The following is a 23453-nucleotide window of genomic DNA, read 5'->3' on the forward strand; positions in this document are numbered from 1 at the left end:
GGATCCGACGCGGGAACCGCGCGCCGCCGCGCGCATCTGCCGCGTCGCAGGCTCCGCCCCATGGACTCCTGGCCACCGCGGTCCTACGGTGTGCCCATCGGCGATTCCCGTCGCCGCGGTCGGAGCCGCGGATCGTTCGACCCGCAGCACTGCTCTGCCCGCACCCCGAGTGCAAAGGAGCACCTCGTGAACAAACGCCTCCTCCTCACCGCGGCCGCCGCCGTCGCGGTCACGACTCTCGTCTCGGCCCCCGTCGCCCAGGCCACCCCCTCCCCGCTGTCCTTCGTCTCCGTCACCGATCGAGCGACAGGACTCGTCTCGCCGCTCAGCTTCGCCGTCGACGCCGGCGGCACCGCCTTCGTCGCGCAGAACTTCGCCGGAATGCTGACCAAGGTCGCTCCCTCCGGCGCCACCTCGACCCTGGTCAGCGCGCCCGGAACCGAGATCGGAGCCGTCTCGGTCCGCGGCTCCACCGTCTACTACAGCGAGGGCGTCCAGGAGGAGGGCCAGGCGCTGCTGCGCTCCGTGCCGGCCGGCGGCGGAGTGCCGACGACCCTCGCCGACCTCGGCGCGTACGAGGCGAGCGCGAACCCCGACGCGGGCAACAGCTACGGCTTCCTCGGCCTGCCCGCCGACTGCGCCGCCCAGGTGGACCCGGAGACCGCCGGTCCCGCTTCCTACACCGGCCGGATCGACGTGCACCCCTACGCGTCGGCCGCGACCAGCGCCGGTGTCTACGTCGCCGACGCGGCCGGCAACGCGATCCTGAAGGTCGCGAACGGCGTCGTCTCGACCGTGGCGGTGCTGCCGCCCACGGCCCCGATCACGATCACGGCGGAGCAGGCGGCGGCCTTCGGCTTCCCGGCCTGCACGGCCGGCTACCGCTACTCGTTCGAGCCCGTCCCGACCGACGTCGAGGTCGGCCCCGGCGGCTGGCTCTACGTGTCGACGCTGCCCGGCGGACCGGAGGACGCCAGCCTCGGCGCCCGCGGCTCCGTCGTCAGGGTGAACCCGGCGACCGGGGAGATCCGCACCGTGGCCACCGGCCTGCTGAGCGCGACCGGGCTCGCGGTCGATCGCGTCACCGGCACCGTCGTGGTGACCGAGCTGTTCGGCGGCCCGAACGGCACGGGACGCGTGGCGCTGATCCTGCCGCGCACCTCGACGCCGATCACCGGACTCGCGGTCGTCTCGCCCGCGGCGATCGAGCTGCGCGACGGCGCTCTCTACGTCGCCCGGAACGCGTTCGTCCTCTCACCGGAGGGCGCCCCGCAGCCGATCGGCACCCTGACGGTCGCGCGGCTGCGCGGCTTCGGAGCGGCGATGACCGCGGTCGACTGAGGCCCGCTGCACGCCCCTGAGGCCTGCTGAGTCGCCCGGGAAGGCTCGTTCTCCACGCCGGGAACGAGCCTTCTCGGGCGACTCAGCAGCTCCGGGCCTGCGCGACGGGGGCTCGGCGTCGTGCAGGAGGAAGGAATAGCGTGGCGGGATGGCACTGACGCTCCCCGAGCCCCGGCTCCCCTCCCTCCTCGACTCCCCGGTGCTGCGCTGGGGAGTCCTCGCCCCCGGCTCGATCGCCGGCACCTTCGTCGCCGCGCTGCAGAAGCACACCCGGCAGCGGGTGGTCGCGGTCGGCTCGCGCTCGCAGGAGCGCGCCGACGACTTCGCCCGGCGCTTCGGCGTCGATCGCGCCTCGGCCGGCTATGAGGCCGTCGTGAACGACCCGGAGGTCGACGTCGTCTACATCGCGTCGCCGAACTCGGAGCACGCGCGGCAGGCCCTGCGCGCGATCGCCGCGGGCAAGCACGTCCTCGTCGAGAAGCCGTTCGCCACCACCGCGGGCGAGGCCGAGATGATCGTCCACGCGGCCCGGGACGCCGGCGTCTTCGCGATGGAGGCGATGTGGATGCGCTACCTGCCGCAGATGGACGTGGTGCGGCAGCTCCTCGCGGACGGCGCGGTCGGCGCTCCCGCGTTGGTCTCGGCGGACTTCGGCGCGGCGTTCGCGTTCGACCCGGCCAGCCGCATCTTCGACCCGGCGCTCGCGGGCGGCGGGCTGCTCGACGTCGGCGTCTACGCCTCGTCCTTCGTCTCGATGGTGGCCGGTGCGCCGCAGAACACCGTCGTCGCCGGCGCCCTGACCTCGACCGGGGTGGACGCGATGGCGACGATCGTCGGGCGGCACGCGCACGGGATCCAGTCGGTCGCGACGTCGACCGTGCTCGCCGACACCCAGCACGCCGCGAGCGTCGCGGGCAGCGAGGGGCGGATCGACGTGCACCCGTCGTTCTGGACCCCGAGCGGCGTCACCCTGACCCGCGGCTCCGAGAGCGCCTCGTGGTGCGACGAGACCGGGCTGCAGGGCGGCGAGGGCCTCGCCTGGGAGGCGGTGCACCTCGCGCAGTACGTGGCCCAGGGGCGCACCGAGTCGCCGGTGCACCCGCTGGACGAGACGGTGCAGGTGGTGCGCACTCTCGACGAGGCGCGCCGCCGTCTGGGCGTCGAGGTCTGACGCGCATCCGCGTTGCAGTCCTCTCCATGCTGGTCGAGTAGCCCCGCAGGGGCGTATCGAGCGGCGAAGCCGCTTCGCGTCTCGGTGGTGAGGGAAAGGACCCGGCTGCGCCGCGTCATGCTGGTCGAGTAGCCCCGCAGGGGCGTATCGAGACCCACCGTCACCAGCAGGACGGGTCTGCAGACTCAGCGTTCTGACGGTGGTGGATCTCGATACGCCCGCTGCGCGGGCTACTCGATCAGCATGACTTTCCCCATACGGATGAGGTGATCTTTCCTAAGAGACCCGCTGTCACCTGCACGTCCGGCGGAAGTGGATCTCGATACGCCCGCTCCCCGGGCTGCTCGATCAGCAGGCTGTTCGTCAGCCCGCGGGCAGCTCCACCCGGAAGCTCGTGCGCCCCGGCTCCGACTCGACCAGCACGCGCCCGCCGTGCGCGTCGACCACGGCCGCCACGATCGCCAGGCCCAGCCCGGTCGATCCGGTGGTCCGCGCCCGCGAGGAGTCGCCGCGGGCGAAGCGCTCGAACAGCACCGGCACCAGCGCCTCGTCGATCCCTGGACCGGAGTCGGTGACCGTCACCACCGCGATCGGCCGGCCGCGCTCGTCGCGGTCCTCGGCGAGCGCCGCGACGACCCGCGTGCCGGGCGGCGTGTGCACCGTGGCGTTGCGCAGCAGGTTCGCGACCACCTGGTGCAGCCGGAAGCCGTCGCCGCGGATCTCGATCGGCTCCTCGGGCAGGTCGAGGTCCCACTCGTGGTCCGGGCCGGCGACGTGGGCGTCCGAGACGGCCTCGATCAGCACCATCGTCAGGTCGACCGGCTCCTTCTCCAGATCCCGGCCCTCGTCGAGGCGGGCGAGCAGCAGGAGGTCCTCGACGAGCGAGGTCATCCGGGTCGCCGCCGACTCGATCCGGTCGAGCGAGTACTCCGCCGCCTCGGAGAGCTCGACGTCGCCGCGGCGGGGCAGCTCCGCATAGCCGCGGATCGCCGCGAGCGGCGTGCGCAGCTCGTGCGAGGCGTCGGCGACGAACTGCCGGACCTTGTTCTCGCTGGCCTGGCGCGACTCCAGCGCACCGCCGACGTGGTCGAGCATGCGGTTGAAGGCGGCGCCCACCCGGCCGACCTCGGTGCGGATGTCGGCGTCCTCTTCCGGGACCCGCTCGATCAGCTCGACCTCGCCGCGCTCGAGGGGCAGCTCGGCCACACGCGTCGCGGTCGCCTCCACGCGCTCGAGAGGGCGCAGCGCCACCCGGATGATCGCGGTCGCGATCAGGGCGACCAGCAGCATCGCGAGCAGGACGACGACGACGACCACGGTGGTCAGGGTCCGGAGCGTGTCCTCGGCCTCGCCGAGGGGCACTCCGACGATGACGACCGAGCCGTCGATCACGCGCGCCTCGGCGCGGTACTGGCCGAGGGCTTCGCCGAGATCGAGGGTGGTCGCGTCACCGGCGTCGGCGACCGCGGCGGCCAGCACGGAGTCGGCCGGGTCAGCGAACTCCTGGCAGGCCCCGGAGCTGTCGATGTAGGCGCCGGTGAAGGCACCGCTGGCGCCGAGGACCGCGGTGATCGTCTCGGTGTCCTGGTTCGGCCGCCCCTCGTAGTCGCCGCTCGGGCAGGTGGTCGCCCGCTCGATCGCGCTGGAGCCGGCGAACCGGGTCGGGCCGTCGAAGCCGTCGAGGCGGTCGAGCGACTCGGTGAGCTGCGTCTCCGCGTTGCCGTAGAGGATCCCCCGCAGCGACAGCACGCTCACCGTGCCGACGATCCCCGCGGTCACCGCGACCAGCGCGACGACGGCGACGACCATCCGGCGCCGGAGCGTCCAGGGCGTGCGGCGGGCGGTGTTCGTGCGCCGCAGCGCCGACCGGGTCGCGAAGTCGCCGAGTGTGGGCCGCAGCCGCCCGCCCTCGGTCGTCACTGCTCGGCGGGCTTCAGCAGGTAGCCCGCGCCGCGGACCGTGTGGATCATCGGGGAGCGCCCGGCGTCGATCTTCTTGCGGAGGTAGGAGATGTAGATCTCGACCACGCTCGACTTGCCGCCGAAGTCGTACGACCAGACACGGTCGAGGATCTGCGCCTTGCTCAGCACGCGGCGGGGGTTGCGCATCAGGAAGCGCAGGAGCTCGAACTCGGTCGCGGTCAGCTCGATGTCGGTGCCGGCCCGGCGCACCTCGTGGCTGTCCTCGTTCAGGACGAGGTCGCCCACGACGACCTCGGGGTCGTCGACGTCGTTGGCGAGCAGGGTGGAGCGACGGATCAGCCCGCGCATCCGGGCGACGAGCTCCTCGAGCGAGAACGGCTTGGTGACGTAGTCGTCGCCGCCGGCGGTGAGCCCGGCGATCCGGTCGTCGAGCGCGTCCTTCGCGGTGAGGAAGAGGACCGGCGTCTCGCTGCCGTCGGCGCGGATCCGCTGGAGCACCTGCAGCCCGTCGATGTCCGGCAGCATCACGTCGAGCACGATGACGTCGGGCCGGAACTCCCGGGTGATCGTGATCGCGGAGCGGCCCTCGGCGGCGGTGCGCACCTCCCAGCCCTCGTAGCGCAGCGCCATCTGCAGCAGATCGGTGAGGGTGCTCTCGTCGTCGACGACGAGGACGCGGATCGGCGTGCCGTCCGCTCGCTTGAGGCGGGTGCGCTGCGCGGAGGCGAGGTGCTTCGAGGGGGCCGGGGTGCTCATGACTCCCCAGTATCAGGAGTTTCCTATGAGCACGCTATGCCCGGACGATGGCCCGGCTGTGGGCGGCCGGAGGACGGCCTCGATACCGTCGACGCCGCGACACCGCGGCCCGGCACCCGATCGCCCGTCGCTATTCTGCGGCGGGCGCTCGGTTCCCGCGCCCGGAGGAACGGAGCAGAACGATGCAGGACTCCTCGCGCGCGATCGTGCGGCCGCTGGACACCGCCGTCTCTGGCGCCGTCACGGTTCCTGGGAGCAAGAGCCAGACCAACCGGGCGATCGTCCTCGCCCTCGCCGCGCAGGGCACGTCAGTGCTGCGGCGCCCCCTCCGCAGCGACGACACCCGGCACGGCGCGGCAGTCGCGCGGGCCCTGGGCGCCACGGTCATCGACGAGGACGACACGATCTCGATCACCGGGCTCGGTGCGTCCCGCCCCGTCGACCGAGCCGAGCTCCACGTCGGCTCGGCGGGCACGATCGCCCGCTTCCTGCCCTGCTTCCTCGCCTTCGGCGGGCCGGGCGAATGGACGCTGACCGCGAGCGAGCAGATGACGCGGCGCCCGATGGCCGGCCTGTTCGCCGCGCTGGAGTCGTTCCCCGGCGCGCTCACCGCCCTCGGCGCGCCCGAGCGCTACCCGCTGCGCGTCCGGGGCGGCGGCCGCGCGCCCGCGGCGATCGAGGTCGACGGCGGCGTCTCCAGCCAGTACCTCAGCGGGCTCCTCCTCTCGGCGCCGCTGCTCGACCGCGACGTCACCGTCCGTGCGCGGGGCGCCGTCGTCCAGGGCGCCTACGTCGACATGACCGTCGACTCGCTCCGCCGCTTCGGCGCGACCGTCGAGCGGAGCGCCGACCGCCGCGCGATCACCGTGCATGCGGGACCCACCGCGGCGACCGACCTCGAGATCGAGGCGGACGCGTCGACCGCCTCCTACTTCGCCGCGCTCCCCGCGATCCTCGGCGGGTCGATCCGCCTGCCGAACGTGTCGCGCGCGAGCCGGCAGCCGGACACGCGCTTCCTCGAGATCCTCGAGCGGTTCGGCTGCGAGACCGTGTGGGAGGACGGCGGTCGCGGCGCGACCGTCACGCGGCCCGGCGATCTCGACCGGTTGCGCGGTGGCGCGCGGCTCGATCTGAACGACTGCTCCGACGTCGCGCTGACGACCGCCGCGCTCGCGGTCTTCGCCGACGCCCCGACCGAGATCGTCGGAGTGGAGCACATCCGCCAGCACGAGTGCGACCGGATCGACGCCCTCACCGCCGCGCTGACCGCCTTCGGGATCGAGGTCGAGGAGCGCCCGGACGGCTGGCTGATCCACCCCGGCACCCCGCGCTTCGCCGCGATCGGCACCCGCGACGACCACCGCGTCGCCATGTCCACGGCCCTCGTCGCCCTCGGCGGCGCCGGCGCCTCCCTCGACCACCCGCGCTCCGTCGACAAGACCTGCCCCGAGTTCTGGGACCTCCTGACGGGCGTCGGAGCGGACGTCGAGCTGGTCGAGTAGCCCCGCAGGAGCTTCTCGAGACCCGCCGCCCTCAGCAGAGCGGGTCTGCAGACTCGTCCTTCTGGCGGTGGGCGGATCTCGATACGCCCGCTCCGCGAGCTACTCGATCAGCATGGGGCGGCTCCCCCCACATGCTGGTCGAGTAGCCCCGCAGGGGCGTATCGAGACCCGCCGTCCTCAACAGACCGGATCTGCAAACTCGTCCTTCAGACGGTGGGCGGATCTCGATACGCCCGCTCCGCGGGCTACTCGATCAGCATGGGGCGGCTCCCCGACATGCTGGTCGAGTAGCCCCGCCGGGGCGTATCGAGACCCGCCGCCCCAGCAGGTCAGGTCTGCAGACTCGTCCTTCAGACGTGGGGGGGATCTCGATACGCCCGCTGCGCGGGCTACTCGATCAGCGGGGGCTTTCCGCCCTAGCGCTCCGGCTTCGGCGCCGGCTCGTCGGCCGGGTCGGCGTCGAGCGCCTCCGGGTCGACGACGGCCGAGCGGGCGTAGCCGCGCACGCGGCGGTCGATGAAGGTCGCGAACCAGAGCAGCACGCCGATCACGAGCAGCACGCCCGCGATCTCGTACTGCGCGAGGTCGCGGCCGGAGGTGATCGGCAGCACCAGATAGACGCAGGCGATCGCGCCGAGCACCGGCAGCACGGTCGGCGTCCTGAAGTGCTTGTGCTCCACCGGCTGGCGCCGCAGCACGAGCACCGCGACGTTCACCACCGCGAAGACCGCGAGCAGCAGCAGCGACGTGGTGCCGCCGAGCAGGACCGCGATCGGGTCGGAGGGGTCGCGCGAGACGTACGCGGTGAGCAGCAGCGCGATGACCGTGGTGAACAGGATCGCCGCCCACGGGGTCCGGCGGCCGGCCAGCACGTTCTTCAGGAACGGCGGCAGCACGCCCTGCTTGCTCATCCCGTAGAGCAGGCGGCTGGCCATCATCATGTTGATCAGCGCGCTGTTGGCGACCGCGAAGAGCGAGATGAACGGCAGCAGCGTCGAGATCGGGAAGTCGGGCGCGGCCGTCTCGACGACCGTGACGAGCGGGGTGTCGTTGCCGGCCAGCTCGCCGATCGGCACGATCGCGACGGCGAGCGTCGAGACCAGCACGTACACGACGGCGGTGATGCCGAGCCCGGTCAGCATCACCTTCGGGAAGATGCGGCTCGGCTCCTTGGTCTCCTCCGCCATGTTCACCGAGTCCTCGAAGCCGACCATCGCGAAGAAGGCCAGCGAGGTCGCGGTGCTGATCGCGAGCAGGAGCGACTTGTCCTCGGGCGTCTCGAAGGCCACGACCCGGGAGAAGTCGGCCTGGCCGCCGAAGACCGCGAAGAAGCAGACGAAGATCACCAGCAGCAGGCCCGACAGCTCGATCAGGGTGAGCACCACGTTCAGGCCGACGCTCTCGGCGACTCCGCGCAGATTCACCAGCGCGATGCAGACCATGAAGATCAGCGCGATGCTCAGCCGCGTGCCCGCGCCGTCGCCCAGGCCGAAGCCGATCGCGAAGTTGCTCGCGAACGCGCCGGACGCGGCCGAAGCCGAGGTGATGCCGCTCGCCATCACGGTGAAGCAGACCAGGAACGTGACGAAGTGGATCCCGAACGCCTTGTGCGCGTAGAGCGCGGCACCGGCGGCCTGCGGGAACTTGGTCACCAGCTCGAGGTAGGAGCAGGCGGTCAGCGTCGCGACGACGAAGGCGATCACGAAGGGCAGCCAGGCGGCGCCGCCCACCTCCGACGCGACCTGCCCGGTCAGGGCGTAGATGCCGGTGCCGAGGATGTCCCCGACGACGAAGAGCAGGAGGAGCTTGGGGCCGAGGACCCGCTTGAGCTCGGGAGGTGCCGTCTTCTCGCTGGTCGCCGTCATGATCGCGCCTCCATCGGTTCGGTCCGGGTGGCGCGAGCCTAGGGCCGCGCGGGAGGCGGAGGGAAGCCCCGGGGACGGGAGCGACGGCACGGTCGCGCCCGGGAACGCAGAAGCGCCAGGACCCCGAACCGGTCCTGGCGCTTCTGTGGCAGTGGGGTCAGAGAGGCAGCAGGTTGCAGACCCCGGTGAAGCCGAGGGCCTGGTTGCCGAGACCGGTGAGGCGCGCGGTGGCGGAGTTGTTGCCGGCGTTCGACTCCGTGTACCCGGCCGGGAGGCTGGCCAGCGACAGGGTGAAGTTCGTCGCGACGAAGGCGCCGAGGGCGCCGGTGAACTTCACGGTCGCCGAGGGGGTGGCGGCACCGATGGTGATCGTGCGGTTCGACCCGACGAGCACGCCGACGGTCGCGGCGGTCGAGGTGAGGGTGACGTCGGCGAGCGACGGACCGGAGAGCGTGAACGTCGTGCCCGCCGGGATGTTCCCGGAGGCGGCGCTGATCGTGAACTCGGGGAAGGTGCCGAGCAGGCCGACGGTGGGGCAGGTCTTGGAGACGACGATGTCGACGGTCGCGTTCGACGCGGCGGCGGCGGGCGTGGCCATCGCCACGGCGACGACCGGGACGCTCCACGCAGCGGTCTTGGCGAGAGTGCGGCGGGAGAGGGAGTTCTCGGGCACGGTTTCCCTTTCGAGGAGAGTGGGGTCGGAAGCCGTGCGTCGGAGGAGCCCCCCACGTCCGGACAAGGGAAACCTAGGGAGATGTCCTCCTGCGGACTACACGCGCATCGGGGAACGAGGATCGCTCGAATCGGGAGTCGGCGGGGAGTCGCCTGAATGTCCGTCGGGAGATCGACCGGGCTGATCCGCGTCGTTCCGCGCATCGGCGCACCCGACCCTGCGGGCTCGCCCGTCCGCCGGGGCCCCGCCGGCGTGCGCGCCGGACCCCTGCGGCCCCTCGTCAGGTGGCGCGGAAGAGCGCACCGCTGTCGGCACCGGGCGGTTCCGCCGCCGGTCGCGTCGCCGGGTCAGGCGTCGTCGAGGTCCTCCGCCGCACGGCGCAGCCGCAGCAGCACCTGGAGCTCCAGCGCCCTCTCCCGCCACTCCCCGCCGAGCAGCCGGTCGAGCGCCGCGAGCCGCTGATAGACGGTGTTGACGTGCACGCGCAGCACCGAGGCTGTGGCGGTGGGCCGGCGCCCCTGGTCGAGGAAGACCTCGAGCGTCCGGAGCAGGGGGACGCCCCGCGCGGACTCCTCGGCGAGCACCGGACCGAGCTCGCGCGCCGTCTGGTCGCGCAGCTCCTGGCGGCCCGTCCGGCTGAGCAGGACCGCGAAGACGCCGAGGTCGGCGGCCCGCGCCAGCACGGCGGAGCGGCCGAGCGTCGTCATGACCCGGGCGGTCCTGCTGGCCTCCGCGTGCGCCGCCCGCAGCCCCGCCGGCTCGAGCACCGGCCCGGCCAGCCCCGCCGCCGGCGCCTCCGCGCCACCCCAGCGCGAGGAGGGGTCGAGCTCGGCCGGGACGACGAGCACCAGCTGACCGCGGTGCACCGCGGAGGCGACCCGCTCGCCGAGACGGAGCCCCTCCACGTACCGCCGGGCCCGCGCGGGATCGCCGCCCGCGACCACGACGAGGTGCGGCCGGCGGGGGTCGAGGCCCGCGCCCCACCAGCGCCGGCTCTCGGCGGCCGGGTCCTCCTCGCTCCGGCTGAGCAGGTCGATGGTGGCGATGTCGCGGCCGAGCTGCACCGCGCGGGCGGTCGCCCGGGCGCCGGCGAGGGTCAGCGCGATCAGCGGGGCCGCGCGCTCGACGAGCAGCGCCGCATCGACGGCGGGAGCAGCGGAGTCGACGGGCTCCGCGTCGTCGACGACCAGCGCGCCGAAGAGGGTGCCGGCCGCCAGCACCGGCTGCACGAGCGCGTCGCCCACCCGGATCCGGCCGGAGTCCCCCGACTCACCGGCCCGCGCGAGCGCCGCGCCGATCCACCCGTCACCGGGGTGCGCGAACCAGCGCACGGGCGCGGCGGTCATCGCCCGCACCCGCTCCACGAGGGAGTCCGGGTCGCCGCCCGCGAGCACCGCCGCGGTGAGCTCGGCGTCCAGGCGCAGCGTCGCCGCGAGCCCGTCGCGCGCGGTGCGCAGCTCCTGCGCTCGGCCGGCGTTGTCGAGTGCGACCGCGGCGTGCGCGGCGAGCGCCGTCAGCAGGCTGATCTCGTGCGGGCCGAAGCGCCGCTCCTCCCGCTTGGCCGCGAGCAGCACGCCGAGGACCTGACCGCGCACGCTCAGCGGCACGCCGAGCAGACCGCGGATCGACTCCGCGGCGGCCGCGCGATCGGCGCGCGCCTCGTGCACGAGGGTCGCGTCCGCCGCGTAGTCCGGCGTCCACCTGGGCGCGCCGGCCTCGAGCACCGCGCCCACGAGCCCGGCCGTGGTCGGCAGGCGCACGCCGACGAGGTGCGCGGAGCGGTCCCCGCTGGCGACCCGGATCTCGAGGTCGTCCTCCGCGAGCAGCACGACGTAGGTCAGATCGACGCCCAGAAGCCGCCGGGCCTGGTCCACCACCTCGACCAGCAGCTCGCCGGGGTCGACGACGGAGGCGAGCCGGCCGGCGATGTCGTTCAGCGCCGCCAGCTCGACCGCCCGGTGGCGCCGCTCCTGCAGCAGCACGGCGATCTCGACGGCCGCCCGCGCCTCGGCGTCGACGACGGACTCCTCGCCGCCGGCCGCCAGCAGGGCGACGCGGTGCGCCTCGAGCGCGGGCACATCGGCCTGGTCCGCGAGGAGATCGAGCCACTGCTGCCGAGCCATGGAGGCATCCTCCACCCTGCGGCTCGAGAGTGGAAGGTCCGTCCATTGTCGGCGGGGGCGGCCAGGACCGAGAGTGGAGCGTCCCCGAGCGGCACCGCCGCCCCCAGCTCAGGAGCTCCCCATGAACAACGTCGTTCCCCACCCCGATCACGGCCTCTCCGACGTCGCCCCGACGCCCGGCAGCGCCGGCCCCGCCGCCGTCGCCGGCACCCCGCCCGTCCTCACCGGACCGCTCCGGCTGCGCCGGCTCTCGGTCGGCCTCGCGCTCGTCTACGTCGCGATCCTCGCGATCAACTCGGGCGGGCTCGGCATCCTCATCCCGAACCTCGTCGCCGACCTCGACGCGGCGAACAAGATCGGCAACCTCGCGATCGTCACCACGGTCGCCTTCCTCGCCAACGTCTTCGCCCAGCCCATCGCCGGCGCGCTGTCGGACGCGACCCGCTCGCGCTTCGGCCGACGCTCCCCCTGGATGATCGGCGGGGCGCTGCTCGCCGCCGGCTTCGTCCTCGGCCTGCCGCTGGCGAGCTCGGTGGTCATGGTCGCCGTGATCTGGCTCGTCGTCCAGCTCGGCCTCAACGCCCTGCAGGCCGCCGCGACCGCCCTCGTGCCCGACCGCTTCCCCGCGGCCAAGCGCGGCGGCGTCTCCGGCATGATCGGCCTCGGCATCACCGTCGGCAACGCGGCCGGCGCCGTCATCGCCGGCTCCACGGTCGGCTCGGGCGCCCTGCCCTACGTCGTCCTCGCCGTGGTCCTGCTCGTGATCGTCGCGCTCTTCGTCGTGGTCAACCCCGACCGCTCCAGCCGCGACGACGTCGCCGCGCCCCGCCAGACCCTCGGCGAGTTCCTCCGCGGCTTCTGGGTCGACCCCCGCAAGCACCCCGACTTCGCCTGGGCCTTCGCCGCGCGCTTCCTCATGGTCATCGGCTTCTACGGTGCGCAGACCTTCGGGCTGTACATCCTGCGCGACTACATCGGGCTGAGCGACGAGGCGTCCAACGGCTTCGCCGCCCAGATCGGCATCGTCCTCCTGCTCGGCGTGCTGATCTCCGCCCTCACCAGCGGAGTTCTGTCCGACCGGATCGGGCGCCGCAAGCCCTTCATCGTCTGGGCCTCGGTGATCATGGCGATCGGCCTCGCCGTCCCGCTCGTGCTGCCGACCACCACCGGCATCCTGATCTACAGCTTCCTGCTCGGCCTCGGCTTCGGCGCCTACATCTCGATCGACCTCGCCCTGATGACCGAGGTGCTGCCCGTCTCGATGACCTCGGGCGCCAGCACCGCGGGCCGTGACCTCGCGATCCTGGGCCTCGCCACGACCCTCCCGCAGGCGCTCAGCCCCTCGATCGCGGCCGGACTCGTGTCGCTCACCGGGGGCTATTCGGTGCTGTTCGTCTCGGGCATCGTGTTCGTGGTGCTCGGTGCGCTCGCGGTGATCCCGATCAAGTCGGTCCGCTGACCGGCACGGCCCTGGGACCCGCGGCGGGGTCCCGGGGCCGTCCTGCGCCCGCCGCCGCCCGACCCCTGCCCGCCCCTCGAGAAAGACGGACCGATGCGACTGCACACCACGACGACCGGAGACGGCGAGCGCCGGCTGGCCCTCGTCCACGGCCTCGGCGCCGACGGAGCGACCTGGGCGCCGCTCGTCGACCGGCTGGTCGCCACCGGCGAGTACACCGTCACCACGGTCGACCTCCGCGGGCACGGCCGCAGCGACCGGGCCTCCGCCTACCGCCTCGACGACTTCGCCGACGACCTCGTCGAGACGCTGCCGGCGGGCCTCGACGGCGTCGTCGGGCACTCCCTCGGCGGCGCGGTGCTGGTGCGGGCGGTGCCGCGCCTCCGCCCCGCGCAGGCGGTCTACCTCGATCCCGGCTTCGCACTCGCGCTGCCGACCAGCGGAGTCGCCGGCCGGCTGTTCTGGGCCGTTCCGCAGCTCACGATGGGCGTCGCCGGTCTGGTGCAGGCCCGCAAGGGGGCGGCGGTGCGCCGCGGCTACCCGCCCGAGATCCGCGCCTCGCTCGACGACGCGCGCGGCCGCTTCGACGCCTCGATGGCGATCGGCGTCTTCCGCGACGTCGCCTTCCACCCGGTCGCGGTCGGCGCTCCGGCCGTGCCGTCGGTCCTCGTCCTCTCCGACGACTCGCCCGCCGTGCTGCCCGATGCCGTCGTCGACCGGCTCGAGGCGGCGGGCTGGGGCGTGCGGCGCGTGCCCGGCGTGCACCACGACCTGCACCTGGAGGCGCCGGAGCGGACCTTCGAGCTGGTCAGCGGCCTCCTCCGCCCCGGCGCGGAGCGGCGCTGACCGGCGGCGGCACTCCACGGCACACGGCAGGCCCGGCGACGCTCATCGGCGACTCATAGACGGCCGAGACGCCGCGCATAGCGTGCGTTCCTACTGTCGGCACGTCGAGCGGACCCCACCGCCCGGCCTCCCCGACCGAAGGACGCCATGTTCGCCACCTATCTCCGGCGAGAGCTGACCAACCGCCGCCGGCAGACGATGATCATCGCTGCCGGGATGGCGCTCGCCATCGCCCTCGTGATCCTCGTCACCTCGTTCTCCGCCGGCGTCCGCAGCGCCCAGGCCTCCGTCCTCGAGTCCGTCTACGGCGTCGGCACCGACATCACCGTCACCCAGGCAGCCGTCGCACCGACGGAGGGCGAGGCCCCCGGCCAGCGCTTCGACTTCGGCTCCACCGACGGCACGTCCGACGACGGCACCACCTCCGTCAGCCAGTCCCGCCTCGAGGCCGACCGCGGCACGACGACCTTCGACGCGTCGGCCGTCACGACCGCGCAGGGCGTGACCGACGTCTCCGCCGCCATCGGCGTGCTCGCGCTGAACAACACGACCTTCAGCGGGCAGCTGCCCGACTCCGCCCAGCAGGGCGGCACCGGCGCTACCGCGGGTCAGGGAGCGGCGGGCACCGCTCCGGCCGCCGGCGAGGCGCCCACGGGCGGCCCGGACGGCGCGGGCGGCTCCTCGTTCGGCGTCGACTCCTTCTCGGTGCTCGGCCTCGACCCGGCCGGCTCGGCGATCGGCCCCCTGGCCGACGTGAGCCTCACCGACGGCCGCACCTTCACCGCGGACGACGCGGGCCAGAACGTCGTCGTCGTCGACTCCTCCTACGCGACCACGGCCGCGCTGTCCGTCGGCTCGACCGTCGACATCGGCGGCACCGACTTCAGCGTGATCGGCATCGTCACGACCGACTCCACCGACGCGAGCACCGCCTCCGACACCTACATCCCTCTCGACGTCGCCCAGACCCTCTCCGGCCAGGCGGGCCTGATCTCCTCCGTCTACGTCCAGGCCGCCTCCTCCGAGGACATCTCCTCGATCCAGACCGCGCTGCAGACCGCGCTGCCCGACGCGACCGTCTCGACGCAGGCCGACCTCGCCTCGAGCGTCTCCGGCTCGCTCTCCACCGCGGGCGACCTGGTCGCGAACCTCGGCACCTGGCTCTCGCTGCTGGTCCTCGCCGCCGCGTTCCTGATCGCGATCCTGTTCACCGTCTCGGGCGTCACCCGGCGCACCCGCGAGTTCGGCACGCTCAAGGCCATCGGCTGGAGCAACGGCGCGATCGTCCGCCAGGTGGCCGGCGAGTCCGTCGTCCAGGGGCTGATCGGCGGCGCCGCGGGCATCGTCCTCGGGCTCGTCGGCGTCCTGATCGTCAACCTGATCGCGCCCACGCTCTCGGGCACCTCCGCCAGCACCTCCGCCATGGGGGCGGGCGGCCCCGGCGGCGGCTTCGGCGGAGGCGGCCCCGGCGCCGCGCAGATCGCCGCGGCCACCGAGGTGGCGCTCTCGCTCCCCGTCACCGTGCCGGTGATCCTGCTCGCGGTCGGCCTCGCCGTCCTCGGCGGGCTGCTGGCCGGAGCCCTCGGCGGCTGGCGCGCCTCGCGCCTGCGCCCGGCCGCGGCGCTCCGCTCGGTCGGCTGACCCCCTCGACTCCTCGTCCCCTCGTCCCCGGAAGGACACCCGCATGTACACCCTCACGAACGTCACCAAGAGCTACGACGGAGCGAAGACGAAGGTCACCGCGCTGAAGGACGTCACCCTCACCATCCCGGACGGGCAGATGGTCGCGATCCAGGGACCGACCGGCGGCGGCAAGTCGACGCTGCTGCAGATGCTCGGTGCGCTCGACCGGCCCACCTCGGGCACCGTCGTCCTCGGTGAGCACGAGATCTCCTCGGCTGGCGACGCGCGCCTCGCCGCGATCCGGGCTCGGGAGGTGGGGATCGTCTTCCAGAGCTTCAACCTGATCCCGACGCTCACCGCGCTCGAGAACGTCGAGACGGCCCTCGCTCCGCAGCGCATCCCGCGGGCAGAGCGGGCCGAGCGGGCGAAGGCGGCGCTCGCCTCGGTCGGCCTCGCCGACCGCCTCGACCACCTGCCCGCCGAGCTCTCCGGCGGTCAGCAGCAGCGGGTCGCGATCGCCCGCGCGCTGGTCAAGAACCCGACGGTGCTCCTCGCCGACGAGCCGACCGGCGCCCTCGACGAGGACACCCGCGACGACATCATGACCCTGCTCGAGACCCTCTGGAAGGATCTCGGCATCACCCTCGTCATCGTCACGCACGACTCCGCCGTCGCCCGCCGCGCCCAGCGCCGCCTCCACCTCAAGAACGGCCACGTCCGCGACGTCGCCTGACGCATGCTGATCGAGGAGCCCGCGCAGAGGGCGTATCGAGATCCATCACCGCCGGCACTCGACCAGCAAGGCAGGCGAAACGCCCCTCCTGCATGCTGATCGAGTAGCCCGCGCAGCGGGCGTATCGAGATCCACCACCGTTCGAACAGCGGGTCTCGATACGCGCTGCGCGCTACTCGACCAGCAAAAAACCGCCTGCTCCGCAGCCGGCCGCGCGCCTCCCGCTGAGGCCCCGGCTCAGCCCGCGTGCTCCCGCAGGAACGCCAGCGCCCGCGGCCACGCATCGGTCGCCGCGTCCGCCCGGTACATGCCCTCGTTCGCGTCGTTGAAGAACGCGTGCCCCGCCCCCGGATACACGACGATCTCCACGTCCTTGCCCGCGGTCGCCTCGCGGATCCCGGGGACCTGCGCCATCAGCGGCGCGTCCTGGTCGCCATAGAACGCGAGCACCGGAACCCGCAGCGAGCCCAGCTCCTCAGCCGACGCGGTGTTGTGCCCGTAGAACGGCACCGCGGCGCTCACGCGCGGCTCCGCCAGCGCGAGCGCCCAGCTGAAGGTCCCTCCGTAGCAGAAGCCCGTGACGGAGACGCTCGTCGTCCCCTCCTCGCGCAGGAGCCGCTCGACCAGCGCCCGGAGGATCGCGATCGTCCGCACCGCGTGCTGCGGCGTGAACACGGGGGCGAAGAACGTCCGCAGCTCCACCTGGCGCGGCAGCCGGCGCACCGGGTGGTCGTAGTCGGCACGCTGCTCGGTCTCCAGCTGCTCGAGCAGCCCGCTGTCGGCGAGCAGCTCGGGCGCGACGACCCGGAAGCCCTCGGCCGCGTAGCGATCGGCGACCGAGCGGATGTGGCCGTCGACCCCCCACACCTCGTGGATCAGGATCAGGACGCGCGCGCCCTCCCCGCTGCAGTACACCGGTACATCGTGGTCGGCCAGGGTCCAGGTCTCGTCGCTCGTGGGCATCTGCGCACCCTAGCCCCGCGAGCCGGGAGCGCACCCACCGGCGGACCTCCGGCACGCAGAAACGCCTCAGGCTCGTCGGAACGGCCGATTCCGGCGAGCCGGAGCCGGTTCCGCGAGCCGGAGGTGCTCCGGAGTCGCGATTCGCGCGAGCCGGAGCCGTTCCGACGTGCCGGACGTGCCCGCGGACGTGCCGGAGGTGCCCGCGGACGAGCCGGAGCTGCCCGGAGCCGTCCCGGAGTCGAGGTCAGCCCGCCGCAGCGGCGAGCGGCGGCGCGACGAGGATCTCGTCCCACTCCCCCTCCGGCCGCTCCCAGCGGAAGCCGTGCCGCTCGTAGAGCCGGCGGGCGCCGCTCCCCCGCAGCACGTCGAGGCGGAACGGCCGGTCGGCGCGCCCGTCCTCGAGCATCACCCGCCGGAGAACAGCCGCCCCGATACCGCGCCCCTGCGCGGCGGTCGCGAGGTAGAAGTGCTCGATCCAGACCGCGTCGTCCTCGAGGCGCGACGCGATGCAGCCGACGAGCTCGCCGTCCACCTCGATCACGCGGGTGTGCTCGGGCCGGTAGCCGTCCAGGAACCGGTGACGCACCCGGTGCTCGTCGTAGCGGTCGAGCCGGGCGAGATCCGGCCGCATCACGACGGCGCGCAGCTCGGCGATCACCCCGGCGTCCTCGAGCGTCCCCGCCCGAAGACTCCAACGCGGAATCCCGACCGGTTCAGCGCCCACGGGGCTTCCGGGTCCGCCGCACCGCCGGCCGCGCGGTCCCGCCGGGCCGCGCGGGCTTCTTCTTCCCGCCGCCGGCCTTCTCGGCCTTCTCCCGCGCCTCGCGGGCCTTCGCCTTCGCCACCTTCGCGCGCGACTCGACCCTCGGAGTCGCCGCCGTGCCGCGCGTGGTGTTCGCGCTGCGGCCGCGGACCACGCCGATGAAGTCCTCGAGGTCGTCGGTCTTGTCCTCGGTCGCCCAGGCGAGGCGGATGCTGGTGGGCGCGACGCCGGTGACGGGAACGACCCGCACGTCCTTCCGGCTGTGCACGCGGGCGACCGACTGCGGCACGATCAGCACACCGACCCCGGCCGCGACCTGCTCGACGGCGTCGTCGAGGCCGGCCATCCGCGGCAGCGCCCGGCGGGTCCCGTCCACGATCTCCGCGGCGAGCGCCGCCCACTCCGGCACCGCCTCCGGCTCCTGGAGCAGGTGCTCGTCCGCGAGGTCGGCGACGTCCATCTCCTCGGCGTCCGCGAAGGCGTGGTCGCGGGCCAGGATCGCGACGGGCTGCTCCTCGTAGAGCAGGATCGAGCTGACGGAGTCGCTGCGCACGTCCCCGCGCACGAAGACCAGCTGCGCACGGCCGTCGCGCAGCACCTCCTCCTGCTCGCTCTCGGCGATCAGGAGCACCCGCAGCCGCAGGTCGGGGCGGCGCTCGGACCAGACGCGGGTCCACTTGGTCGGCGTGACGCCGGGCACGAGCGCGACCAGCAGTGCCGGGCCCTCGGGCTCGGCGTCGCCCGGCTCCGGCGTCTCGAGGTCCGTCTCAGCGGCATCGGCCCCGTCGTCCAGGCCGACCGCGTCCTCGCGGTCTGCCGGCTGCTCGCGGGGGTCCGGCTCGTCGCTCATCCGTCCAGGGTAGGTCCTGCGCGCCCACCGGTAGGGTTGCCGCATGGCCAAGGCGACACAGACGATGAAGGCTGCGACCGCGGCGAAGAAGCTCCAGATCTTCCTCCCTGCGACTCCGGAGGAGTTCCAGGAGTCGGCGATCACCCGCGAGCAGTACGACGACCTCGTCGCGAACCCGCCCGAGTGGCTGACGAAGCTCCGCGAGACCGGCCCGCACCCGCGCCCCGTCATCGCCTCGCGCCTCAACGTCTCGATCTCGGGCCTGGCCCGCGGCGGCATCGACGAGGCGCTGACCACCGAGCAGATCCAGGCCCTCCTCGACGAGGTCCCCGAGTGGCTCCGCGTCGAGCAGAACTCCTACGCCGAGGTCCGCCGCGAGCAGGCCCGCCTCAAGGCCGAGCGCGCCGCCAAGGACGCCGAGTCCGCCTGATCCCTCCCGCGAGATGCCACTTGTGCACGCGACACGCCGTGAAAAGCGTGCACAAGTGGCATCTCGCGGAGGCGGCTAGGCCGGCACGTCCACCCAGGCGCCGGCCGCCGACGCGTCGAGCACGGCGTCCGTGATGCGCGCGGCGCGCAGGCCGTCGGCGAAGGTCGGCAGACCCTCGACGTCCGCGCCTGCGACGGCCGCGTAGGTGTCCCGCGCGAACGCGGTGAACGCGTCCTGGTAGCCCATCGGATGCCCGCTCGGCACGATCGAGAGCCGCGCCGCATCGGGGCGGAGGATCGACCCGTCGCGCGGGACCAGCACCGCGCTGTCGCGCCGCCCGACCCACAGCGTCTCCGGCAGCTCCTGCTCGAACCGCAGCGACTCCTCGAGCCCCGACACCTCGATCACGAGCTCGTTGCGGTGCCCCGCGGTGACCTGCGAGACGAGCAGCGTGCCGACGGCGCCGCCCTCGAGGCGGACGATCACCCCGGCCGCGTCCTCCGTCTCGACCCGACGGCCGCCGCGCTCGGCGTGCACGGTGCTCGTGAGCGAGGCGAGCGCCGCGATCCGCTCGCCGGTCACGAACTCGAGCAGGTCGACCAGGTGCGAGCCGATGTCGGCGAAGGCGCGCGAGCGCCCGCCCGCCGCCGGATCGACGCGCCAGTTGTCGTCGGAGGCGCCGAGCAGCCAGTCCTGCAGGTAGCTGCCACGAACCGTGACGAGCCGCCCGGTCTCGCCGGCCGCGACCCTCGCCCGCGCCTCGCGCACCATCGGGTGGAACCGGTAGGCGAACGGCACCGTGGCGACCACTCCGGCCTCCGCGGCGGCCTCGACGAGCGCGCTCGCCTCCGCCGTCGTCGCCGCGAGCGGCTTCTCGCAGACCACGTGCTTGCCCGCCGCGATCGCCGCGAGGGCGAGCTCGGCGTGCGTCCCGTTCGGCGTGCAGACGTGCACGACGTCGATCGAGTCGTCCTCGATCAGCGCGCGCGCGTGGTCGTAGGCGACCTCGAAGCCGAGCTCGCCGGCCGCCCGCTCGCCCTTCGCGGGACTGGAGGAGGCGATGCCCGCGAGCACCGCGCCCGCACTGCGGGCCGCGCGGCTGTGCACGGCGGCCATGAACCCGCCGCCGAGCACGCCGACCCGCAGGGGTCCGCCCATCAGACGAGCGTCGCTTCGCTCGGGTCCCAGTCCTCGGGCAGAGCGGGCCGAGGCACGACGGTGCTCTCGACGAGCACCTTCTCGCCGGTCTCGGCGGCCTCCAGCAGCGACAGCATCACGTCGGTCACGTGGTACGCCAGGTCGCCCGACGCCGCCTCGGGGCGGTCCGCCCGGATCGCGCGGGCGAGCTCGAGCACGCCGGTGCCGCGCGAGGCGGTCGAGCCGGTGGCCGGGATGACCTCGGGCTCGGGCTCGCCGCGCCGGTACAGCGTCAGCTCGCCGTCGTGCATGTTCGGGTCGGGCAGCACGAGGGTGCCCTCCGAGCCGTTGATCTCGACGAAGCCCATCCGCAGCATGCTCGACTCGAAGCTCCAGACGCCCTGCGCCGAGGCGCCCGACTCGAAGCGCAGGAGCCCGCCGATGTGCGTCGGGATCGTCACGGGGAACTCGGTGCCCTCGCGCGGGCCGGAGCCGACCGTGCGGGTCGCCCGCGCCTGCGACGAGACCGCGGTGACGCTCTCGACCGGGCCGAGGTTCTGCACGAGGGTCGTGATGTAGTACGGCCCCATGTCCAGCAGCGGACCGCCGCCGGTGGTGAAGAAGAACTCGGGATTCGGGTGCCAGCCCTCGGGGCCGGGGCCCTGGAAGAGGGTGATCGCCGAGAGCGGCGTGCCGATGGCTCCGCTCTCGATGATGCGCTGCGCGGTCTGCAGGCCGGCGCCGAGGAAGGTGTCGGGCGCCGTGGCGACGCGCAGTCCCTTCTCCTTCGCGAGGGCGAGCAGCTCGACGCCGCTGTCGCGGTCGAGCGAGAACGGCTTCTCTGTCCAGACGTGCTTGCCCGCCTCGACGGCCTTGCGCGCCACCTCGACGTGCGCGGCCGGGATCGTGAGGTTCACGACGATCTCGATGCCGGGGTGCGCGAGCAGCTCGTCCACAGTGCCCGAGGCCGGCACGCCGAACGCCTCGGCCTGCGCCTGCGCGCGGTCGAGGTCGATGTCGGCGACGAAGAGGACCTCGAGGTCGGGGAAGACGGTGAGGTTGGTCAGGTACTGCGTGCTGATGTTGCCGGCGCCGATGACGCCGACGCCGACGCGCCCCGCGCCGCTCATGCGCCGAGCTCCGAGACGTAGCGGCGGGCGGAGGCGAGGCCCTCGAAGACGTCGCCCGCGTAGGCGTCGAACTCGAGGACGGCCAGGGCCTGCGGAGCGGCGGCGAGGATCGCCGGGACGTCCATCGCTCCCTCGCCCGCGGGCAGCTGCTCGGACGTCTCCTTCGAGATCGGCCCGTCCTTGACGTGCAGGAACCGCACGCGGTCGCCGAGGCGGCCGAGCACCTCGACCGGGTCGTCACCGCCGACCGCGGCCCAGTAGGTGTCCAGCTCGAGGACGACGCGCGGGTCGAGCAGGCCCGCGAGGTGCTCGAAGGCGCTGCGGCCGTCGACGCGGTTCTCGAACTCGAAGGCGTGGTTGTGGTAGCCGAGCACCAGCCCGCGCGAGGCGGCGGAGTCGACGAGCGCGTTGAGCTCGTCGGCGATCGCCGTCACGCCGTCGGCACTCGTCCAGCGCTCCGGGTCGACCATCGGATCGATCACGGTCTGCACGCCGAGCGAGGCGGCGAGGTCGAGGATCTCCTCGACCGGCGCTCCCTCCTCGAGGAGGCGGGCGTGCGCACTCGGCGCCGTGAGGCCGGCATTCGGGAGCGCGGAGCGGTAGGCGTCCGCGCGGTTCACGAGGTCGAACAGCTCGACCTTCGCGAAGCCGAGTCCGGCGAGCCGGTCCAGCGCCGCGGGGAGGTCGGCGGCGAGCGCATCGCGGACCGAGTAGAGCTGGACGGAGAGGTCTGGGGGTGTGGCCACCGGGGGGTGCTCCTGATCGACGTCGAACGTTGGTTGTCCGACCCTACGCGGACTTTTGCGTCCAGCCAAGCAAAACCCCGTCGACTGGCGCGGGAAAGCGCGCTCCCGGCGCGCAGAAGACGCGCTGCCTGTGGTTGACTCCAGCCATGTCCCCGCGTCGTCGCTCCTCGATCAGCGCGGTGGGCGAGCTGCTGCTCCTGCTGTCCGACGGAGCGGCGCGCACCCGGGGCGACGTCGTCACCGAGACCGGCCTGCCGCGGGCCGCCGTCTCCGCCCAGCTCGACGCGCTGATCGCCACCGGACTCGTCGCGCGCCGCGACGACGCCCCCTCCTCCGGCGGTCGCCCGGCCGGCCGCGTCGCCTTCGACGTCCGCGCGCGCAGCCTCCTCGTCATCGACTTCGGCGCCGCGCACGCCACCGTCGCCCTCACCGACCTCGACGGCCGCGTGCTGGCGGAGCGACGCGAGGCGATCACGATCGCCGATGGCCCGCAGATCGTCCTCGGCCACGCGCTCGACGTCGGCGTCGCACTACTCGAGGAGGCCCCGTCCGCCGGTCCGCTGGCGGGCGTCGGCGTGGGCGTCCCCGGCCCGGTCGAGCACGCCACCGGCCGCCCGGTGAAGCCGCCGATCATGCCCGGCTGGGACCGCTTCGACATCCCCGAGCACGTCGCGCGCCGCCTCCCCGTGCCCGTCCTCGTCGACAACGACGTCAACCTCCTCGCCCTCGGCGAGCACGCCGCCCACTACGCCGACGTCGACGACCTCCTCTACGTGAAGGTGTCGACCGGCATCGGCGCGGGCATCGTCAGCGGCGGTGCCCTGCAGCGCGGGGCCCTCGGCGCGGCCGGCGATCTCGGTCACGTGCAGGTGCCCGGCGACCGCGGCGAGGCCGACCTCGAGGCGATCGCGAGCGGCTCGGCCATCGCCCGCCGCCTCACCGCCGCGGGCCTGCACACCGCCGCCGGCCTCCCGGTCGCCAGGACCTCCGACGTCGTCGCCCTGCTCACCGCGGGCGAGCCGACGACGGTCGAGCTCACCCGCGCGGCCGGCCGCGACCTCGGCGAGGTGCTGGCGACCTGCGTCAACCTGCTCAACCCCTCCGTCATCGTCATCGGCGGCAGCATCGCGGAGGCGAGCCACGAGGTCCTCGCCGGCGTCCGCGAGGTGGTCTACCGCCGCTCCCTCCCCCTGGCGACCCGCGCCCTCGACATCGTGCAGGCCTCCGGCGACACCGGCGGCGGCGTCCGCGGCGCCGCCCTGATGGTCCGCCGCCACCTGCTCTCCCCCGCCCGGGTCGACGCCTTCCTCGGCGCCTGATTCCGCCGCGCGCCCGCGCCGACCTCCCCTCGACGACGGCGTGCCGGTTGGGCAGGACGGCCCCGGAGGCAGAGAATGAATCGGTGCCCGATCTGCAGCTC

At 73.6% G+C, this 23453-nt stretch carries 20 protein-coding genes; 9 read left to right on the plus strand and 11 right to left on the minus strand.

What is annotated here, in order from left to right; all coding sequences use genetic code 11:
* Positions 1–186: 186 nt before the first annotated feature.
* A complete protein-coding gene (locus HQQ86_RS09965; RefSeq protein WP_173287950.1) occupies positions 187–1341 on the plus strand; it encodes a ScyD/ScyE family protein in 1155 nt (384 codons plus the stop codon).
* A 148-nt stretch (positions 1342–1489) separates the two neighbouring features.
* On the plus strand, positions 1490–2512 hold the full coding sequence (locus tag HQQ86_RS09970; RefSeq protein WP_173287951.1) for a Gfo/Idh/MocA family protein: 1023 nt from the start codon (positions 1490–1492) through the stop codon (positions 2510–2512).
* A gap of 363 nt (positions 2513–2875) precedes the next feature.
* Here the strand turns inward: HQQ86_RS09970 and HQQ86_RS09975 are convergent, their stop codons facing one another.
* Positions 2876–4432 carry a sensor histidine kinase gene (locus HQQ86_RS09975; protein WP_367948611.1) on the minus strand — a complete coding sequence of 519 codons (1557 nt, stop codon included), beginning with the start codon at positions 4430–4432 and terminating at the stop codon, positions 2876–2878.
* Positions 4429–5190: a response regulator transcription factor gene (locus tag HQQ86_RS09980; RefSeq protein WP_159984019.1), complete on the minus strand. Its 762-nt coding sequence runs from the start codon at positions 5188–5190 to the stop codon at positions 4429–4431. The genes HQQ86_RS09975 and HQQ86_RS09980 overlap by 4 nt, the downstream gene beginning before the upstream one ends.
* Before the next feature lie 182 nt (positions 5191–5372).
* On the opposite strand from HQQ86_RS09980, the gene aroA reads away from it, so the two are divergent.
* Positions 5373–6692, plus strand: a complete 1320-nt coding sequence (gene aroA, locus HQQ86_RS09985; protein ID WP_173287952.1) for a 3-phosphoshikimate 1-carboxyvinyltransferase — start codon at positions 5373–5375, stop codon at positions 6690–6692.
* A gap of 416 nt (positions 6693–7108) precedes the next feature.
* Here the strand turns inward: aroA and HQQ86_RS09990 are convergent, their stop codons facing one another.
* The 3 genes from HQQ86_RS09990 to HQQ86_RS10000 form a co-directional block, all read right to left on the minus strand.
* Complete coding sequence (locus tag HQQ86_RS09990) at positions 7109–8557, minus strand: APC family permease (RefSeq protein ID WP_173287953.1); 1449 nt, start codon at positions 8555–8557, stop codon at positions 7109–7111.
* A gap of 157 nt (positions 8558–8714) precedes the next feature.
* A complete protein-coding gene (locus tag HQQ86_RS09995; RefSeq protein WP_173287954.1) occupies positions 8715–9230 on the minus strand; it encodes a hypothetical protein in 516 nt (171 codons plus the stop codon).
* A gap of 347 nt (positions 9231–9577) precedes the next feature.
* A complete protein-coding gene (locus tag HQQ86_RS10000) occupies positions 9578–11353 on the minus strand; it encodes a GAF domain-containing protein (protein WP_173287955.1) in 1776 nt (591 codons plus the stop codon).
* 121 nt (positions 11354–11474) lie between these two features.
* On the opposite strand from HQQ86_RS10000, the gene HQQ86_RS10005 reads away from it, so the two are divergent.
* The 4 genes from HQQ86_RS10005 to HQQ86_RS10020 all read left to right on the plus strand — a co-directional run bounded on the left by HQQ86_RS10005 (position 11475) and on the right by HQQ86_RS10020 (position 16014).
* On the plus strand, positions 11475–12812 hold the full coding sequence (locus tag HQQ86_RS10005; protein WP_173287956.1) for an MFS transporter: 1338 nt from the start codon (positions 11475–11477) through the stop codon (positions 12810–12812).
* Between the two features lie 93 nt (positions 12813–12905).
* On the plus strand, positions 12906–13658 hold the full coding sequence (locus tag HQQ86_RS10010; protein ID WP_173287957.1) for an alpha/beta fold hydrolase: 753 nt from the start codon (positions 12906–12908) through the stop codon (positions 13656–13658).
* Positions 13659–13805: 147 nt separating this feature from the next.
* Positions 13806–15299 (plus strand): ABC transporter permease, encoded by a 1494-nt coding sequence (locus tag HQQ86_RS10015; RefSeq protein WP_173287958.1) that lies wholly within the window; start codon positions 13806–13808, stop codon positions 15297–15299.
* A gap of 43 nt (positions 15300–15342) precedes the next feature.
* A complete protein-coding gene (locus HQQ86_RS10020; protein ID WP_173287959.1) occupies positions 15343–16014 on the plus strand; it encodes an ABC transporter ATP-binding protein in 672 nt (223 codons plus the stop codon).
* A gap of 237 nt (positions 16015–16251) precedes the next feature.
* Here HQQ86_RS10020 and HQQ86_RS10025 read toward each other — a convergent pair whose 3' ends face one another.
* The 3 genes from HQQ86_RS10025 to HQQ86_RS10035 form a co-directional block, all read right to left on the minus strand.
* The gene (locus HQQ86_RS10025) at positions 16252–16977 is read right to left on the minus strand and encodes a dienelactone hydrolase family protein (protein WP_173287960.1); all 726 of its coding nucleotides are present in this window, start codon (positions 16975–16977) and stop codon (positions 16252–16254) included.
* 244 nt (positions 16978–17221) lie between these two features.
* Positions 17222–17635, minus strand: a complete 414-nt coding sequence (locus tag HQQ86_RS10030; RefSeq protein ID WP_367948612.1) for a GNAT family N-acetyltransferase — start codon at positions 17633–17635, stop codon at positions 17222–17224.
* Positions 17636–17690: 55 nt separating this feature from the next.
* A complete protein-coding gene (locus HQQ86_RS10035) occupies positions 17691–18590 on the minus strand; it encodes a LysR substrate-binding domain-containing protein (RefSeq protein ID WP_173287961.1) in 900 nt (299 codons plus the stop codon).
* Between the two features lie 43 nt (positions 18591–18633).
* Here HQQ86_RS10035 and HQQ86_RS10040 point away from each other — a divergent pair, with 43 nt between their 5' ends.
* Positions 18634–19020, plus strand: a complete 387-nt coding sequence (locus HQQ86_RS10040; RefSeq protein WP_173287962.1) for a DUF5997 family protein — start codon at positions 18634–18636, stop codon at positions 19018–19020.
* Between the two features lie 75 nt (positions 19021–19095).
* Here the strand turns inward: HQQ86_RS10040 and HQQ86_RS10045 are convergent, their stop codons facing one another.
* From HQQ86_RS10045 to HQQ86_RS10055, 3 genes are read right to left on the minus strand one after another with little or no spacing between them, the layout of a single operon-like run.
* Positions 19096–20178 carry a Gfo/Idh/MocA family protein gene (locus HQQ86_RS10045; RefSeq protein WP_173287963.1) on the minus strand — a complete coding sequence of 361 codons (1083 nt, stop codon included), beginning with the start codon at positions 20176–20178 and terminating at the stop codon, positions 19096–19098.
* Positions 20178–21287: a Gfo/Idh/MocA family protein gene (locus HQQ86_RS10050; protein WP_173287964.1), complete on the minus strand. Its 1110-nt coding sequence runs from the start codon at positions 21285–21287 to the stop codon at positions 20178–20180. Before HQQ86_RS10050 ends, HQQ86_RS10045 begins: the two co-directional genes overlap by 1 nt.
* Positions 21284–22033 carry a sugar phosphate isomerase/epimerase gene (locus tag HQQ86_RS10055; protein WP_173287965.1) on the minus strand — a complete coding sequence of 250 codons (750 nt, stop codon included), beginning with the start codon at positions 22031–22033 and terminating at the stop codon, positions 21284–21286. The genes HQQ86_RS10050 and HQQ86_RS10055 overlap by 4 nt, the downstream gene beginning before the upstream one ends.
* A 146-nt stretch (positions 22034–22179) precedes the next feature.
* Here HQQ86_RS10055 and HQQ86_RS10060 point away from each other — a divergent pair, with 146 nt between their 5' ends.
* Complete coding sequence (locus tag HQQ86_RS10060) at positions 22180–23352, plus strand: ROK family protein (protein ID WP_173287966.1); 1173 nt, start codon at positions 22180–22182, stop codon at positions 23350–23352.
* Positions 23353–23453 lie beyond the last annotated feature (101 nt).

It is taken from the genome of Rathayibacter sp. VKM Ac-2857 (assembly GCF_013205025.1).
Classification (GTDB): Bacteria; Actinomycetota; Actinomycetes; order Actinomycetales; family Microbacteriaceae; genus Rathayibacter.

Bases quoted from the DNA above. Each gene is read 5' to 3' on its own strand.
- HQQ86_RS09970 (WP_173287951.1), top strand. From the start codon at position 1,490: ATGGCACTGACGCTCCCCGAGCCCCGGCTCCCCTCCCTCCTCGACTCC.
- HQQ86_RS09980 (WP_159984019.1), bottom strand. From the start codon at position 5,190: ATGAGCACCCCGGCCCCCTCGAAGCACCTCGCCTCCGCGCAGCGCACC.
- aroA (WP_173287952.1), top strand. From the start codon at position 5,373: ATGCAGGACTCCTCGCGCGCGATCGTGCGGCCGCTGGACACCGCCGTC.
- HQQ86_RS09990 (WP_173287953.1), bottom strand. From the start codon at position 8,557: ATGACGGCGACCAGCGAGAAGACGGCACCTCCCGAGCTCAAGCGGGTC.
- HQQ86_RS10000 (WP_173287955.1), bottom strand. From the start codon at position 11,353: ATGGCTCGGCAGCAGTGGCTCGATCTCCTCGCGGACCAGGCCGATGTG.
- HQQ86_RS10005 (WP_173287956.1), top strand. From the start codon at position 11,475: ATGAACAACGTCGTTCCCCACCCCGATCACGGCCTCTCCGACGTCGCC.
- HQQ86_RS10010 (WP_173287957.1), top strand. From the start codon at position 12,906: ATGCGACTGCACACCACGACGACCGGAGACGGCGAGCGCCGGCTGGCC.
- HQQ86_RS10015 (WP_173287958.1), top strand. From the start codon at position 13,806: ATGTTCGCCACCTATCTCCGGCGAGAGCTGACCAACCGCCGCCGGCAG.
- HQQ86_RS10020 (WP_173287959.1), top strand. From the start codon at position 15,343: ATGTACACCCTCACGAACGTCACCAAGAGCTACGACGGAGCGAAGACG.
- HQQ86_RS10025 (WP_173287960.1), bottom strand. From the start codon at position 16,977: ATGCCCACGAGCGACGAGACCTGGACCCTGGCCGACCACGATGTACCG.
- HQQ86_RS10035 (WP_173287961.1), bottom strand. From the start codon at position 18,590: ATGAGCGACGAGCCGGACCCCCGCGAGCAGCCGGCAGACCGCGAGGAC.
- HQQ86_RS10040 (WP_173287962.1), top strand. From the start codon at position 18,634: ATGGCCAAGGCGACACAGACGATGAAGGCTGCGACCGCGGCGAAGAAG.
- HQQ86_RS10045 (WP_173287963.1), bottom strand. From the start codon at position 20,178: ATGGGCGGACCCCTGCGGGTCGGCGTGCTCGGCGGCGGGTTCATGGCC.
- HQQ86_RS10050 (WP_173287964.1), bottom strand. From the start codon at position 21,287: ATGAGCGGCGCGGGGCGCGTCGGCGTCGGCGTCATCGGCGCCGGCAAC.
- HQQ86_RS10060 (WP_173287966.1), top strand. From the start codon at position 22,180: ATGTCCCCGCGTCGTCGCTCCTCGATCAGCGCGGTGGGCGAGCTGCTG.